Annotated in this window: 13 protein-coding genes and 1 pseudogene; 7 read left to right on the forward strand and 7 right to left on the reverse strand. The window is 35.1% G+C overall.

Going from position 1 to position 17404, the window contains the following annotated elements; translation table 11 throughout:
* Positions 1–333: 333 nt before the first annotated feature.
* A complete protein-coding gene (locus J3U74_RS10435; RefSeq protein ID WP_267328528.1) occupies positions 334–1107 on the forward strand; it encodes a hypothetical protein in 774 nt (257 codons plus the stop codon).
* Positions 1108–1212: 105 nt separating this feature from the next.
* On the opposite strand, the gene J3U74_RS10440 is transcribed toward J3U74_RS10435, so the two are convergent.
* The 7 genes and pseudogenes from J3U74_RS10440 to hutW form a co-directional block, all read right to left on the reverse strand.
* A complete protein-coding gene (locus J3U74_RS10440) occupies positions 1213–3105 on the reverse strand; it encodes a DNA topoisomerase III (protein WP_267328529.1) in 1893 nt (630 codons plus the stop codon).
* Positions 3106–3729: 624 nt separating this feature from the next.
* Positions 3730–4731, reverse strand: coding sequence for a zinc transporter ZntB (zntB, locus tag J3U74_RS10445; protein ID WP_267328530.1), 1002 nt, complete (start codon positions 4729–4731; stop codon positions 3730–3732).
* 90 nt (positions 4732–4821) lie between these two features.
* Entirely contained in the window at positions 4822–5607 is a 786-nt protein-coding gene (locus J3U74_RS10450; protein WP_267328531.1) for a heme ABC transporter ATP-binding protein, read from the reverse strand.
* A gap of 3 nt (positions 5608–5610) precedes the next feature.
* Positions 5611–6573 (reverse strand): FecCD family ABC transporter permease, encoded by a 963-nt coding sequence (locus J3U74_RS10455; protein ID WP_220219631.1) that lies wholly within the window; start codon positions 6571–6573, stop codon positions 5611–5613.
* A 65-nt stretch (positions 6574–6638) separates the two neighbouring features.
* Positions 6639–7277 carry an NAD(P)H-binding protein gene (locus tag J3U74_RS10460; protein WP_267328532.1) on the reverse strand — a complete coding sequence of 213 codons (639 nt, stop codon included), beginning with the start codon at positions 7275–7277 and terminating at the stop codon, positions 6639–6641.
* Between the two features lie 14 nt (positions 7278–7291).
* Positions 7292–7792 carry a heme utilization cystosolic carrier protein HutX gene (gene hutX, locus J3U74_RS10465; protein ID WP_267328533.1) on the reverse strand — a complete coding sequence of 167 codons (501 nt, stop codon included), beginning with the start codon at positions 7790–7792 and terminating at the stop codon, positions 7292–7294.
* Positions 7793–7917: 125 nt separating this feature from the next.
* Positions 7918–9222 (reverse strand): annotated as a pseudogene (gene hutW, locus J3U74_RS10470) (heme anaerobic degradation radical SAM methyltransferase ChuW/HutW); the annotation flags it as partial.
* A gap of 259 nt (positions 9223–9481) precedes the next feature.
* Here hutW and J3U74_RS10475 point away from each other — a divergent pair.
* The 6 genes from J3U74_RS10475 to J3U74_RS10500 all read left to right on the forward strand — a co-directional run bounded on the left by J3U74_RS10475 (position 9482) and on the right by J3U74_RS10500 (position 17348).
* The gene (locus tag J3U74_RS10475) at positions 9482–10339 is read left to right on the forward strand and encodes a heme/hemin ABC transporter substrate-binding protein (protein ID WP_267328535.1); all 858 of its coding nucleotides are present in this window, start codon (positions 9482–9484) and stop codon (positions 10337–10339) included.
* 92 nt (positions 10340–10431) lie between these two features.
* Positions 10432–12735, forward strand: coding sequence for a TonB-dependent receptor domain-containing protein (locus J3U74_RS10480; protein ID WP_220219440.1), 2304 nt, complete (start codon positions 10432–10434; stop codon positions 12733–12735).
* A 330-nt stretch (positions 12736–13065) separates the two neighbouring features.
* The gene (locus J3U74_RS10485; protein WP_220219439.1) at positions 13066–13704 is read left to right on the forward strand and encodes a YjfI family protein; all 639 of its coding nucleotides are present in this window, start codon (positions 13066–13068) and stop codon (positions 13702–13704) included.
* Between the two features lie 35 nt (positions 13705–13739).
* Positions 13740–14432, forward strand: coding sequence for a PspA/IM30 family protein (locus J3U74_RS10490; protein WP_220219438.1), 693 nt, complete (start codon positions 13740–13742; stop codon positions 14430–14432).
* 109 nt (positions 14433–14541) lie between these two features.
* Positions 14542–15204 carry a hypothetical protein gene (locus J3U74_RS10495; protein WP_267328536.1) on the forward strand — a complete coding sequence of 221 codons (663 nt, stop codon included), beginning with the start codon at positions 14542–14544 and terminating at the stop codon, positions 15202–15204.
* 35 nt (positions 15205–15239) lie between these two features.
* Entirely contained in the window at positions 15240–17348 is a 2109-nt protein-coding gene (locus J3U74_RS10500; RefSeq protein WP_416379750.1) for a hypothetical protein, read from the forward strand.
* Positions 17349–17404 lie beyond the last annotated feature (56 nt).

Consider the following 17404-nt stretch of genomic DNA (forward strand, 5'->3'; position numbering starts at 1 on the left):
ATGATTTGATTGAATTTATCGCCCCCGCAAATGGGGTGACCCGAATGAGTGTCCATATTTCTCCTGTAAATTGAACTCTACGCCTTGGATTTCAACTTTTCTTAACCCTCATTTTTAACCACCGTCATCGTTAAAAAAGTAAGAAAAGCTCGAAGGCGTGCAAGTTATACGCCTTTGAACGTAAGAAGTCAACCGATTAAATAAAAATGTAGAAGCATTTGCTTAAAAACAGCACTTATAGTTAGATAATACAAGCTTTCATGACAGAATCATTACAAGTTTTACTTAATTTCAGTTACAATTGTCATATAACGATTTATTTGGGAATTAACAATGGAACTAAACGAATTACTTACAGATAATTGGTTCAACTTATTTATCATTTTTGTACTTTCGCTAATCGCTTTTATTTTTAGTAAACGCCGTACGATCAACTACTTTGATAACCTTATTAAGTACACAGATATTTTAGAAAAAGCCCCTCAACCCAAATATCAAAAAGATTACTTAAATAATATTAAAAGGAAACTACTTTGGGAAAAAGTCTGTTTTTTTGATGTGGGTAACATTAATAAAGAGCGTATTGCTATCTCGCTAGTCAATGCTGATATCAATAATATTATTGAACTTACTCAGCTCAATTTGCTAACCCAATACTTTAGCATTAAAAACAACAAAATTAATCCCATTAACCCATTGTTGATAAAAGAGATAATCCTAATTCTAGTTGCATCATTCTTTGGTGTTTTTGTGATCATCTCTAACCTTTTTACTATCTTTGGTTCACATAAGATTGTTAATGTCATTATTGCTATTTTAGCTATCTTTATCATCATGATTATATTGGCACAGTTTGCATCCGGACCTTTCAAACGACTTAATATCTATCGATTGATTCTTAAAGATCGTTCTTTTTTAACACGTGCCAATAACGTGTTATCCGAAATGCTTCCAAAATCAAATCAAACTGTCACAATAAATTTGGATAAGTTAAAAGTGAATGGCGACGAAAACAAAAACAAAGAAAAAGACAATAATCAAGAACAAGACACAAAACAAGAGCACGAACAAGAACAAGAACAAGAACAAGAACAAGACAATCAATAAATTTATCATTTTTTGCAAAATAAGATTAATGCAAAAACTAGTTAAATAAACAAGGATAACGGAGTTATGGGTAAGCTACTTTGTTATCCTTTTTTAATATGGGGATCAGTTACCAATTTTCAATCTTGAGTTTTTTAACTGCCCAACCAGTGACAAAAGTGAAATATTGAGTTGATCCATAAACTGTTGATAAGAGAACTCTTTTTTGCTGATCTCATCAAGTTGCATCTCCCAATGGGCAGTCATATCCGGCATAGACATCATCTCTGGCAATGACAAAATAAGATTGCGACCAACAGGTGTTGATCGAATTGTTTTACCTTGTCTGGTTAAAAATTGCCTTTTAAATAGCAGTTCAATTATTCCCGCTCTGGTCGCTTCGGTGCCTAAGCCGTCTGTTTCACGTAATATTTTCTTTATTTCGGGATCTTTAACAAAGCGCGCAATCCCTGTCATTGCAGAAAGTAAGGTAGCATCGGTAAATGGTTTTGGTGGTTGGGTTTCTTTACTTAACAGTTCGGTATCAACACACTGCACTGACTCGCCTTTTTTTACCAGTTTAGTTAACACTCCGCTCGATTCATTATTTGGATTATCATTGTCGTTTTGATAGTTTTTGCTACGAAACAAGACTTTCCAACCTTCATCAAGCATTTGGTTAGTTTTGGAGATAAATTTTCCACCGACAATATCAACATCAATTTGTAATTCAGCATATTTATAAGCCGGATAAAACTGTGCCAGATATTGGGTGGCGATAACTTGATAAACCGCCTTTTCATTTTCAGTGAGGTTTTCCATTCTTGCTTTGCGCAAGGTAGGGATAATTGCATGGTGCGCCTCAACTTTTTTATCATTCCATGTTTTAGTACGTAAGGTAAAATCAGCATTATCAATAGCCGTTTTTAGCTCAGGGCAATTATTTTCAATCGCAGATTTTACCCCGTTAATTTGTTCAATATGTTCTTGCGGTAAAAACCGGCAATCCGATCTGGGATAGGTGATTAATTTATGTTTTTCATATAACGCTTGGCAAATATCGAGCACATCTTGTGCACTTAAGCCATTTTTTTTCGCCATTTCGATCTGTAAGGCAGAAAGATTAAATGGCAAAGGCGGTGCAAGCTCTTTCTTTTTGTTACTCACTTTTTCAACAGTGCCTGTTTGATTGATAATTCTTTGACAGACATTTTCTGCTAATGCTTTAACCAGAACTCGCCCTTCTTCATCTTGATAAGGTGCACAAGCTTCGCTAGGTTGCCACTTTGCCTTGAACTTTTCATTATGCTCAGTTTCTAAAACAGCATAAACTTCATAAAATGGTTTTGGGACAAATTGTTCAATATCGATATCACGCCGAACAACTAAACCCAAAATAGGAGTTTGAACACGTCCAATTGATAATACGCCTCGATACCCACTTTTTTGCCCTACAATTGTACAAACACGGCTCATATTTATACCATAAAGCCAATCGGCTCTCGCTCTCGCTAAAGCCGAAGTGGACAGTGGAATAAACTCTTGGTTACTTCGTAACTGTTGTAATGATTTTTCAACCGCACTAGCATTTAAATCACTGATAAGACAGCGCTGGATTGATTTACGTTTCGTATCGGGTAGCTTACAGTAATTTAGTACCTCATCCACCAGTAGTTGCCCTTCTCTATCCGGGTCACCCGCGTGAACAATTTGATCAGCTGATTTGATCAGATCAACTAAAATATTAAACTGTTTTGCAGTGTTGCTTTTTGGCATTAATATCCATTTTTCAGGGACAATTGGTAGATCATTAACTTGCCACTTTTTATAACGTTGGTCATAAACCTCTGGCGTCGCTTGTTCAAGTAAATGCCCAATACACCAACTGACAATATCACCATTGCCGGCTTTGATAAAGCCATTCCCTTTTTGATGAGGTTTTGGCAATACATCCGCAATAGCCCTTGCCAGACTAGGTTTTTCAGCAATAAAAAGACGATAGGATTGATTTGATTGCATAATTATTAGTATAAATCATTAATGTTAGACAGTTTAAGCACGTTAGGATTTAGCAAAGCTATCACCTTATTTATTTAATAAAAAACCGGATTATACCTATCCCGGCAAGCTGAAATTTGACCTAGCAGACCAAATAATGCGCTGAGTGAAACCAATTAAAGCAAGTTTATATCGTATTTGAAACTTTATGGCGTTAATTTTATGGTCGATACAACGGTTATAGGCGAAATAAAATAATGCACCAGTAGCAATAATATTATCCTTCAAAATAGTCAATCCTTTCCCAATATTGCAAATTCTGCCTAAGACAATGAATTGTTACATAACTCTTTCGCCCATTCAAGCCCGATAATTTGTTGATAATCATTTTTAATCATTGATTTAATCGATGACATCAGGCTTTTTTGAGTTTCTATTTTGGGCTTTAAATAAAAATAATCAGTCACTGTCTAAAAGAGTGAGTATGTCGATATTCATTTAAACAATGTTACTGTTTTTTAAGGCTTCCTTGCCAATTAGTTTGAATTAAAAATTAATGCCTATTGGTGAATAAAATTTTATAAAGGGATTTTTCAAAACTTCATAAAATTACAATCTAATTTGGTTAAAGAAAAATAACAATGATTACCACCATTTTTTAAATTTGAGCCAAATCGCCGATACAATACTAATGATTAACAGGAGCAATATTAGTCCTATAAATGACCATTGGTGTTCACTAAATGGAATACCGGCCAAATTTACCCCAAGCAGGCTTGTGATAAAAGTTATCGGTGTAAAAATAATGGTAAAGAGCGACATTAAATAGATGCGTTTATTAGTCGATTCAGCCAAAAAGCTATTAATTTGTTCCATAATAGATGCTAAACGCAATAAACAGCTGTCGATATCTGAAACATAATGGCTTTGTTGATTAGAAATATCATGCAACCGTTGCCGATCATTATCATCGATCCAAGATATTCGTTCGGTTGAGATTTTAACGAAAATGTCTCGCTGGGGCGATAACAATCTTCGTAATACAATTAACTGTTTTCGCACCCGACCAATTTCTTTATGCGAAAAGATACGCTGATTTAATACTAAATCCTCAAGTTTAATAATTTTATTATGAACACTGTCGAATGATAAATTTACTTGATCACTAATTAATTCTGAAATCTGTATTAACCAATCGGCAACATCAACCGGTCCGATACCTTTTTCTAAATTATCTTTTAATTGGAAAATAGCTTCGATTTGCTGATGTCTGGTTGATATGATTAAGTTATCAGTAATAAAGAAGCGAAAAGTTACGATAGGATCAGGTAATTCGTTCGGGGTAAAATTCACCCCTTTTAACACCACCAAAATACCCGAATCAAAGCGTATTTCTTTTGGGATTTGATTCGGTTTGATTAATTCATTTTTGACGATATTTGGAATTAAATTGGTGCTGTTTATCCATTTAATGGTTTGTGGTTTAGCAAAATCTAAATGGATCCAGCAAGGCTGTTGGGTCGTTGCTTTACTGTTTGCGGTTAACGCTAAAGCTTTACCTTTTCCATCTAATTGACAACAAAAAACAGGCTCCGCTGCTAGCAATTTTGAAACTAAAACTGAACTTTCATCGTTATCGTTAGTCATCATTAGCCCCATTTTTTAAGTTTTTATTATTATATACTGATTTTGAACGAAAATGGAGCTAGCAATCAATGCCAATAATTTTTGATCTCATTAGGGGTTTAAATACACTTGTGGTACAGCAGAATTATTCGGATGTGAAAAAATCCCTAATTCTACCCCATACCAATGATTAATATTTTTTTCTGTTAGAACTTCTACTGGTGTGCCTTGTTCTACAATTTTACCTCGATTGAGCAATATAATTTTATCCGCATACAAAGCCGCTAAATTAAGATCATGTAAAATACAACATACTGCTAATTTTTGTTCCTTAGCAAGCCGTTTTAATAAGCGCAACGTGTGTTGTTGATGATATAAATCCAATGCTGAAGTCGGCTCATCTAAAAAGAGAATTTTTTCGCTAGGTTCGGGTTGCCACAACTGTACTAATACTCTTGCTAGCTGTACCCGTTGTTGTTCTCCACCAGATAAACCGCGATAATCCCGATTGGCTAATGATAAGCAATCGGTTTGACGCATGGCATCTTCAATTGCTTCATTAAAATTGGCTTTTCCGTATGGCGCTCTGCCCATTGCAATAACTTCCCTTACTTTAAATGGAAAGGTTAATTGGCTTTGTTGAAGCATGACAGTTCTTATTTTTGCTAACGCTTTGGTTGACCATTGTGATAATGGTTTATTTTGTAAATAGCATTGACCAGATGAAGGCTTTTGATATCCGGTTAACAGACGTAACAACGTTGATTTTCCTGCGCCATTAGGGCCAATTATAATGACAATTTCACCTGCCTTGATATCTAAAGACACATCATTAATTATCATTCGTTCGCCATAACCAAATGTTAGGTTTTTAGCGCATAATATATCATAGTTCATCGGTTATTTATGCCTCAAGATAAGCCAAAGGAAATAAGGACCACCAATTAAACTGGTAAATAATCCAACCGGTATCTCAATTGGGGCGACCAGTGTTCTTGCTAACGTATCGGCAAGTAATAATAAACAGGCACCGCCCAAAGCTGAACCGGGCAGTAACCATTGATGATTTGCGCCAATTCGCAAACGGATCATGTGCGGCACAACTAATCCAACAAAGGCAATAATGCCACTGACTGCAACAGCCGTACCAATTAGTACTGCGCATAGCAATAGTAAATAACGTTTTATACGCTGGACATTAATTCCTAAATAGTGAGCATCTTCATCACCCAGCTGCAATATATTGAGTTGATGAGATAGCTTAAAAATACAGATTAGCGCAGGAACAATTAATGACATGGCAACTAATACCAAATCCCAAGAACCTTTACCTAAATGCCCCATTGACCATAATGAAAGTTGTCGCAATTGAGATTCGTCACTGATATAACTTAAGCATCCCATTACAGCGCCAATAATGGCATTAATGGCAACGCCTAATAACACCATTTTGGCTAAGTTACATTGCTCTTGTAGGCTATAAAGATAAATTAAAAGACAAATAAATAGGCTACCTAAAAATGCGGCAACCATTTTGCCATATAGCATCATGATCGGTGGAAAAATTGTCGGAAACAGTATTGATAATCCAACCATTAAGCTGGCACCACTACTAATACCTAACAAACCTGAATCAGCCAATGGGTTTCTAAATAACCCTTGCATGACCGCACCAGACGTTGCTAATGCCATGCCGACAATTACTGCTAAAATAATTCTTGGTAGCCGAATATTACACCAAATATTCCATAATGGATCATCAAATGACAGACTAGCCAATTGAAACACAGGTAACTTTAATGCACCTGAATTTGCAGAATAAATAATTAAAATCAAAAGTATGGCAGATAATCCCCATAACATTGATCGATGACTAGAATTGCGCACAGATGAACTCCATTTGTAATATTTCAGGCTTTTTATAAATACTAAGAACTAACCGTTAAAGTGGGATCTACAACACTATAAGCGCAATTATCAAGTTGTTGATTAGCAATTTTATCAATAATTATTCTTGCTAGCTCTTTACGGTATACAAATCCATGAACTTCTTGTTGAAAATAACATTGCCCTTGCCCTGTTATTTCACCGTCACGGAGTCCACCTGGTCTTAAAATTAAGAAATTAAGCGCACTGGTTTGTAACCAAACTTCAGCTAGTGATTTTTCCCGAACGGCATTACCAAATGCTTGTTTTGCACGTGAAGATAAGGTTGACCATGAATCGCCACAACCAAGCGAAGTGACTAAAACCATCTGTTTTATGCCTGCTTGTTGAGCGCAATCAATAATGACTCGCTGAGCAATATAATTACCGGTTTCACCCCCTAAGGTTGAGACAATTGTAGAATCGGTACCTGCTTTTTGACAAAGGTCGCTAACCAGTTTTACATCGGTTGCATCACCAACATAAGTTTCGATTCCTTGTTGAGACAATTGCTCTGCAAAAGCCGCATCTCTCACTAAAGCAATACAACGCCATTTGTCATAGCGTTGTTTAACTAATTGAGAAACTTGATAACCTGTTCCATGCTTTGGGCTAACGCCAAATATTAGTAATGTTTTCATGTGATTTTTAATAATTAGTTAATGTTTTTAGCTAAAGCTCTGAATTTTTCTAATTGGTCAGCTTTTAATTGATGTTTTTCATCACGACCAACAAAAATTTTAAACATTGCTTGTCCATAATGATTAAGGAAAATCATTGATGCGGTAGACATTTTCATAAAGCTGCGTTCAATAAAAGCAATATGCTGACAATGTTCGGCTTTAATATGGCCACTTAATCCTTTTTGGTGACGTAAATTGAAATATTTTTGACTGTGTGTTCCCGATGGTAATTCACCGGAGATTTCAGCAATAATATCGCCATTATGGATTAAAAATAGCACATCGCCCCATGTGGCAACCTCAGCCCAAATTGTATCAAAGTGGCTACCATCAACAATTTTAGCATCTGGTAGAGCTTGAATTACTTGTGCTAACGGAACTTGAAAATCTTGTGCAATTTTTTCTAATAACTCTTCAGGATTTGATTGCATGTAAGTTGCAAGATTATCTAAATGCGTTTTTTTATCGACCATTGTAATATCCTTTAATTGTGTGATGTTGTTTCGATGTTCTGTTTATGCGAATGAAACTTAGGCATACCCTGCCCCGCTTGCATTGATTGTTTGGCCTGCGCCATTTTTTGTTGCAATTCGATATGTTCCGGATTATTCAGTTGTAATAACAATTGCTGTAAAGCTTGTAACAAGTTACTTGACCAAAAACGGCCGGATAACGTTAGCCGTAAGCAGTGATCTTCATTTTGTAACAGACCATTTTGATGCCATTGTTTGATTAATGGATCGAATAATTCCACTTTATCGGTTAACTGGGTTAAATCAACCCGACCTTTTTCAATTCCTGCTTGTAATTGATATAACCATGAGCCGATTAAGGGCTTACCGGTTAACATCATCAGCGGCTTTTTACCTTGATCGAGCTGTGCATAATACTGGTTTAAATCGCGCTGAATCATAAATGATTGTCCTGCTAATTTTCCACCTGCGCATGATCCAAAAGCAAAAAAATGTGAGCCTTGTTTTATCAGAAAATTATATAAATTTCTTTCGCGACTGGTTTTAGCCCAATGGGCATTGGTTAAATGTGTCCATCCCTGTTTAGCCAGATAATTAGCGCCTTGCAAATAAAAATCACATTTATCCGTAATAGAAGGCAACACGATTCGGTTATTTTCTACCCCTTTAGCCAGTGGTGTGGTAGGTAAAAGGTTTAGAGAGTAAAGATCAACGCCGTCAAGTGGTAGACTATCTGCAATCTCTAAATCACGTTGCCAGCTTTCTGTTGTTTGATTTGGTAAACCAAACATTAAATCACAGACTAAGGCAACGCTATCACGTGAAGCAATGCGTTTAAACCCTTCAATGATTTGTTGTTCAGACGATTGGCGACCTAATCTTTGTCTTATTTCAGTATTAAAAGTTTGAATGCCAATTGAGAATCGATTGGCACCAGCCTCAATATAACTATCAATTCGTTCATCATCAAAATCTGAAATCCGCCCTTCAACCGTTATCTCACAATCGGGGGCTAATGGCGCATTCTGTTTTAAATAACCAATCACCCGTGCTAGTTGCCCGGCAGCTAATGCTGATGGTGTACCACCACCAAAATAAACAGCATGGATCGGAGCTGATTGTATTGCGGGATTATTAATTTCAAGTGCAATTTCTTTTAATAAATAATCGACATATGTTTCAGTATTAAATTTACGCAATGGGTTTTGATAAAAACCACAAAATTGGCAATGGATATCACAAAAAGGGATATGTATATAAATCAGACGTTTTCGGCCTGCAAGATTGGATTTTTGAAGGTTATTCCATGTATTTTCTATCTCTTGAGGTGGTACTGGTAAACTTGCTTGAAGAGGCATTACAGCCCAACGATTTTTAAACGGTAAAACAGGATTTGAAGCGTAATACGCACTTACATCTAATGATTTCATAACAGCCATTCTTATAAATAATCTTTGCAAATTAAATAATAATTATTATCATTTATCAATATTTTTTATTAGTAAATTTCATAATATATTGATAATTAATTTATTATTTTTTGTTAGAAAAGCAAATCTGTTAACTTTTTAATGACTTTTTTGAAAAATAATTAACATTAGGATATCATTATAATTGTGTTGATAATAGTTATCATTTTCACTATATTATGGATTCTATCTGAAGTCATAACTACATGGAAAACAAGTAATGAAGAATAAAATAATGGCAAAAATTAGTCTATTTTTGTTAATTTTAAGCTTCAACAGTTTAATCAACCATAGCTTTGCTAATGAAAGAATTGTTGTTGCAGGAGGATCCCTCACAGAGATAGTATTTGCTTTAGGTGCGGGAGATCAAGTTGTTGGGGTGGATAAAACCAGTAGCTACCCCGAAAAAGCGAAGCAACTTCCGCAAATCGGATATTGGAAATTATTGAATATTGAAGGTATCTTGTCATTAAATCCTACCCTTTTTATTACTTTAGAGGATGCCGAGCCTGATAACGTTATCAGCCAAGTAAGCCAAGCTAAGGTTGATGTTTTGCCATTGAAGCGAGTTCCGGGCACTATTGAGTTGTTATATGAAAATATTGAAAAAATTTCGGCAAAGCTCAATAAACAAACAGAAGGACAACAATTAACCAATAAGATAAAAACCAACTTAGCACAAATCCAAGACAAAATTACAACTCATCCTCAAAAAGCCAAAGTACTGTTCCTAATGAGCATGGGAGGCACCAATTCTGTCGCAGGCAAAAATACAACAGCAGATGCGTTAATTGAAATTGCGGGCGGTGAAAATCTGGCAAAACATAATAGCTTTAAAAGTTATACCGCGGAATCATTAATTGCTATGGATCCCGAAGTTATTTTGTTAAATAGTCATTCAATTAGCCAGCTAGGCGGGCTTGATAAAGTTAACACAATTCCCGGTATTACCGAAACATCGGCTTTTAAAAATCATCGCATAGTGACGATAGATGATAGCTATTTATTCGGTATCGGCCCCCGTATTGATGAGGTGACAAAAATACTTTATGCAAGTTTTTACCCTGAAAATAAATAACCACAATCGGATTTTAAAAAATAATTATATCAATTAGTTAAAGAAGCAATTGAAGTACATTATTCGTATTTATCATTTTTGAAAGGAATAAAATGTTTGACTTAATTAATCTAAAGAAAACCGGCACGCTAGCAATAGGGTTAACCTTAGCGTTACCTACCGTCGCCGCTCAAACTCAAGATGAAGAAAACAATATTGATACCATTACAGTAACGGCTCATGAAGCCACCAAAACAGCTGGTACTAATACAGAAATTTCGGAATCAGATATTAGACGTGATGGCGGTACGAACTTTGGTAGTATCATGCGTTATCAACCGCTTATTTCAGCACCGGGCAATATTTCCGGTTCCGGCAGTGGTAAAAGCAGTTGGGATCGTGGAGGATTTACCGGTTACAATATTCGTGGTTTAGATGCTAATCGTGTATCGATTGATATTGACGGTATGCCATTACCGATTGCTCAAGGGCGTGTTAATTCTGTTGGTAGAGCGGGATTTGGTTCATACGGTATTGGACGTGATTACATTGATACTTATATGTATAACAAGGTTGATATTCAATCTGGCGCAACATCTGTCAGTAATGCAAATAATGCCTTAGGTGGCTCTGTTTCATTCCAAACTAAAACAGCCAGTTATTATTTGTATCCGGGCAAAACCAGCTATTTTGGATTTCAAAATAATTACGACAGCGCCGATAGAAGCTATCATCAAGGTATAACTATCGCCGGAGGTGATGAGTACCTTAATGGAATTCTTGTATTAAGCCGTCGTGACGGACAGCAAGGCCGTAATTACGGAGATTCGATCAATAGCTATCCTGAAAATTGGCACTCAAATTCAATTTTAGCGGGAATTGGTTGGCAAATGACGGATGAGCATTTGGTCAACGCAACGATTGATTTCAACAGTAAAACCAAAAACTCTCATTATGATACTTGGGATCGGTATGGTAAAAAAATTGAATCGTATGATCATCAGCGTAGTAAAAATAATCGCTTTAACTTAGCGATTAAAGATCAATGGAAACCAACCAACATTAGTTGGATTGATAGTTTAACCACTCAGATAAATTATCAACGCACAAATGTATTTGATGATACCTATTTGCGCCATAGTTCTAAAGGTAACTTCAATACTCAAACAAATTACAATACAAAATCTTATAACTTTATCACAACCCTATTAAAAAGTTTTGATAATCAAAAAATTACTGCTGGTTTAAATGCTAAGTGGAGTGAAGATGAATCGCCATTTTATACTTCTGCAAAATCACAAAATGGTCGAATTTTCCCTGACGGAGATTATACCAAACCGCAAGCAGATAGCCGTAGCTATCAAATAGGTGGATTCTTTGAAGATCGCATTAGTTTTAATATTAACGATAGCAACAATTTTTATATCGTTCCGGGAGTAAGAGCTATCTATCAAAACACCAAACCACGTAATCTTGAAAATATGGCGGTATCGAATATCAATTCGAGCCAATTAGGTAAACAGTACAATAGTAATAGTGACTTTAAAATCCTACCGTCTCTAGCGTTTATGTACGATCTTAATCCTAATTTAACCGCCTATTTACAATATAAACGTGGCGCACAAATGCCAAACCAAAACCAGTTATACGGTTCGTATTTGGCGCATAGTCAAATGTATGTTTTGGTAGGTGATTCAAATCTTAAAACTGAAACCAGCGATAATTTTGAATTGGGTCTGAAAGGTCAGCCTGTATCTGGTATGACACTATCTTCAGCGGTATTTTATAATAAATACAAGAATTTTATTGCATATTCTCGTTATAAGAAAAATTTTGTTGGAACAGGCAACCGTATAGTTTACCAATCGGAAAATCGGGATAAAGCCTATATTTACGGAGCAGAATTAAGCAGTGAATTTAATTTTGGCTCATGGTTTGAATCTGTCAATGGCTTAAGCGCTAGATTCGCCATTGGTTATAACCAAGGTAAATCTAAATCAAGCTATTTAGGCGATAAATATGTTGAAATGGATACTATCGCACCATTAAAAAGTACTATTGGTCTAGCATGGGATGATCCAAATAAACTCTACGGAGTTGCTGTGACGGCGACTTTCCAAAAAGGGAAGAAAACAGAATCGACAACACGTGAAACACATAGTAATGACGGAACACCAATTAAAGACTCAACGGATGAATACTTTAGAATCGCCGGACATGGTACCGTAGATTTAACTGGTTATGTCAATATTACCAAAAATGTAAAACTAAGTGGCGGTATTTATAACTTAACTGACCAGAAATACTGGGATTATTTAAGCAATAATAAACTATATCGCTCATCGGATCACAAATACCTAGATATGTTTACCGCTCCGGGTAGAACATTCCAATTAGGTTTAGATATCGATTTTTAATTTAATTGAAAGTTAACATTTACTGATCATAACCCGCTTTAGCGGGTTATTTATTTTCAAAAACCGATCTAAAAGTTTTATACATTTGATGTAAGATTAATTCTAAAAATAAAATTTAACCTAATCCCCTTCGATAATTTTTTATAAAAACTTTTATTTTAGCCAATTCAAAATGCTTCACCTTAAAAAATATCATTATAAAATATAGAGTTATTAAAATTAAATCCTTTCATTATGTATTTAATAAAATATTACATGTAATATTTACATGTAATATTTTTGTGTTAATATTACTGACATTAAATTCTAATTAAATCCAAAATAAATTTTATGAAAAAAACAAAAGAGATCAAAAACTCAGCCTTCTATCAAAAACAATATCGACAACGATTACGTGAACAAGGTTTAGTAAAAAAAGAAGTTTGGATTTTACCGGAAAATACCTCAAAGCTAGTTGAAATTGAAAAACAGTTTCGCAAACCTTTGATATCAAGTAACGTAATTTATAATCATCAACAGGAAAACAATGAAATGAAAAAAAATGAAGTTTGGTTAATTACAGATCTTTATGAACAATTAAATAATTCTGAATTAGTTAAACAAGGTTATGCAAGTATTGAAATTATCGATGGTGTAGATGCATGTTTGTTTATCATTATGCATGAGTATGGCGATTTACCCTTGTATTTAAGTGTTTCAAATCAACAAATTATTGTTGAAGCTCTGCTTTGGCCTGTTGATATGATTAAAGATTTAACCCAATTTAACGAAGAAGTCTTATGTTCACGTAAATTATTTCCTTTATCAACCATAGCGATAGAAAAAAGTGGCGACGGTTCAATAAATTATATAATGTATGGTGCTTTAAGTGCTTCATCAATACTTAACAATATTATTTATGAATTAGAAACTTTATCTGATAATGTGATTAAAGCCACTGAAGCTTTTGAAAATTACATCAATGATTAACCAATTGAATTATGCTAGAAAAAAGGAGATTAAAAATGGCTATCTTCAAAAAACTTGTTACGGCACTCCGTGGTGGTATCAATGAGGTTGGAGAATCAATTATTGATACTCAAGCTTTACGTATCTTGGATCAAGAAATTCGTGACGCAGATATGGAGTTAAAACAAGCTAAAGAGTCATTAGCAAATATACTTGCTCAACAAAAATTAGCTGATAAAGAAGTAAAACTTACCGCAGAAAAAATCGCTGAGTATGAAAGCTACGCGATAAAAGCGTTAGAAGCAAATAATGAAGAGTTGGCGTTAGAAGTCGCGGAAAAGTTAGCTCAGCTTGAAACGGAGCATGATAACTATTTAAAACAAGCTAAGTGTTTCACTGAAAGTTGTAAAAATTTACGCCAAACCATTTCCCAAACAGAAATTAATATTCGTAATTTAAAACAACAGGTAGATATTGTTAAAGCAACAGAAAGTGTACAAAAAGCTCAATCAGCTGTTGCACAACGTTACGGTGGTTCAACAACCAAATTGCAAACAGCTTTAGATTCATTAGATCGAATCAAGAAACGTCAGGAACAAACGGCGGCAGTATTGGATGCGAAAAATGAACTAGCTAAAAGTGACAGTGCTAATTCGCTTGATAGTAAGCTCGAAGAAGCCGGCATAAAATCAAGTAATAAAAATGCCATTGCCATTTTAGCTCGATTGAAAGAAAAACAAACTTCCTAGAATTTTATATTATGTAACTATTTTGTTTCTGGTATAAACTAATAAACATTATAACTATTTATCTAACTAAAAATAAAAATGCATATAAAAATGCAATTAAGGAAATATAATGGAGCTTTTTTGGGGAATATTTTTTTCTTTTCCTGTGGTAATTTTCAGCGGATTACTTACGCTTTGTGTGTTGTATTGGTTAACAGCTGCAATTGGTATCTTAACTGTTGATTGTTTAGATGTCGATCTGGACATTGATATGGGCGATTTATCAACAGATATTCCGGGTAATGCATCTGGATTTGCCGGATTATTATTAAAATTAGGCTTCAATCAAGTCCCCATGACACTTGTCATAACCTTAATTTCTTTGCTAGGCTGGTTGATAAGTTATTTTTCCTTTCGTTTTTTTATCTTACCGTTTAGTAACCTTACCTTTGTTTATTACATCGTAGGATTACTCGTTTTATTCATTACCTTTATTGTTGCGGTTTATCTAACTGCATACATCATAAAACCACTCAGACCATTATTTAATAAATTGAATATAACTCAAGATCATAAAGTTTTACTTGGCCAATCAGTAATCATTCGGTCAAGTGCCGTTAATGAAATTAAAGGTGAAGCAATTTATGAAGATGGCGGAGCTAGTTTAATATTGCAAGTAAGATGTAAAGAGCCGAATCAATTTAAGCGTCACGATAAGGCTATCTTGCTACGTTATGATGAAACCGACAATAGCTATGAAATAGTTAGTTTAGAAGAGTTTAATGGATTATAAAAATTAATTTTTTTGGAGAAAAGTAAATTATGTCAATGAATTTCGATACCATCATTTTATTTGCTACAGTTATAGGCGTTATCTTTCTTGTTATTTTAGGATTTTTCTTATTATTTAAAGCATTCTATATCAAAGTTCCTCAAGGTACTGCGCTTATTGTCAATGATATGAGCTCAAAACCGAAAGTCTACTTTACCGGTGCTTTAGTTTATCCGGTTATACATAAAAAAGAGTTTATGAAAATCTCATTAATTACTTTTGATGTAGAACGTCGTGGTAAAGATGGATTAATTTGTAAAGACAACCTACGTGCTGATATCTGTGTTGCATTCTATTTGCGTGTTAATGAAACCACCGAAGATGTATTAAAAGTTGCAAAATCAATTGGTGTTGACAGAGCATCTGATCAAAAAGCAGTTAGTTCATTATTTAGCGCTAAGTTTTCTGAAGCATTGAAAACCGTGGGTAAACAATTTGAATTAGCCAAATTATTTGAAGATCGCTTAAATTTCCGTGAACGTATTATCGATGTTATCGGTAAAGATCTTAACGGTTATGCGCTTGAAGATGTGGCAATTGACTATTTAGAACAAACACCTATTAAAGCATTAGACCCGGATAATATTTTTGATGCAGAAGGGATTAATAAAATTACTTCAATTACTGCAATTCATAAAGATGAAACCAATAAGCGAGAAAGAGATCTTGAACTGGCTTTAAAGAAAAAAGACACCGAAACTATCGAAGCCAAACTAGAACTTGAACGTCAACAAGCCGATGCAGAAGCACGACAAAAACGTGAAATTGAGACAATCCGTGCTCGTGAAATGGCTGAAACCTTAAAAGTGCAGGAAGAAGAACGATTAAAAGCTGAACAAGCACGCATTCAATCGCAACAGGAAATTGAAGTACGTGAAGAGAATCGTTTACGTGAAGTCGAAGTTGCACAACAAAATCGCTTAAGAGCCATTGCGATTGAAGAAGAACGGGTACAACGTGCACGCTCGCTTGAAATCGTGGCACGGGAACGAGAAGTTGAATTACAACGTATCGAAAAAGATAAAGTTCTTGAAGAAGAAAAGAAAACGATTGCCAATGTAATTCGTGAAAGAGTCGCAGTTGAAAAAACTGTTGCAGTTGAAGAAGAAAACATTAAAGAAGTGCGTGAAGTTTCAAGAGCAGATCGAGAAAAACAAACTACAATCATTGAAGCAGAAGCTCGAGCTGAACAAGAACTGGTAAAACAAGTTAAACAAGCTGAAGCTGATGAAAAAGCATCTAAATATCGTGCAGTTGAAATTAGTACAATAGCACAAGCTGAACTTGAAGCAGCCGCAAAACAATCTGAAGCCAAAAAACAATTAGCACAAGGAATTGAAGCTGAAGAAGCGGCAATTGGCTTAGCTGAAGCGAAAGTCCGTAAAGCTCGTGCAGAAGCAGAAGAAAAAGAAGGATTAGTTAAAGCCAATATCAAAGCTGAAACTTTATTAGCAGAAGCAAAAGGTTGCCAAGAAGTCGGATTATCTGAAGCAAAAGTTATTGAAGCGAAAGCGATTGCAACTGAAAAACAAGGTTTAACAGAAGCTAAAATTCTTGAAGAAAAACTCTCTGCGCAAGCACGTGGTGATGAACGCATCGGCCTTGCTAAAGCAACGGCAACCAAAGAACAAGGTTTAGCAGAAGCTTTAGTTATTCGTGAGCGTTTAACTGCTGAAGCAAGCGGTTTAGTTGAGAAATTCCAAGCAATGGCAACGATGAGTGAACAGTCACAAAGCCATGAAGAGTTCCGTTTAGCATTGGAAAAAAGTTTCGAACAAGCCATTGCTGCAATTGCTGCTAATAAAGAAATTGCTAAAGAACAAGCCGAAGTACTTGCAGCCGCATTTAGTAAAGCTAATATCGAAATTGTTGGTGGCAATGATAACTTCTTTAACAGCTTCTCTAAAGCGATTAGTGTTGGTAAAGCTATTGAAGGAACAGTTAACCAAAGCCCTGTTTTACAATCTGCATTACAATCAGTGCTATCACGCTTATCCGGCAATAAGAATGTGAATTTAAAAGAGACGTTAGAAAATACTGATCTAAAGGCACTCGCTAAACAATTTTTATCATCTGATAGTAAAGATAGTGAACAAGACCACTAGACAGATAATTCGTAATTGAATTGTCACTATCATCTGTTTTCGGTAGCTAGCTACCG

This window comes from Gilliamella sp. B3892, from assembly GCF_026536305.1.
Classification (GTDB): domain Bacteria; phylum Pseudomonadota; class Gammaproteobacteria; order Enterobacterales; family Orbaceae; genus Gilliamella.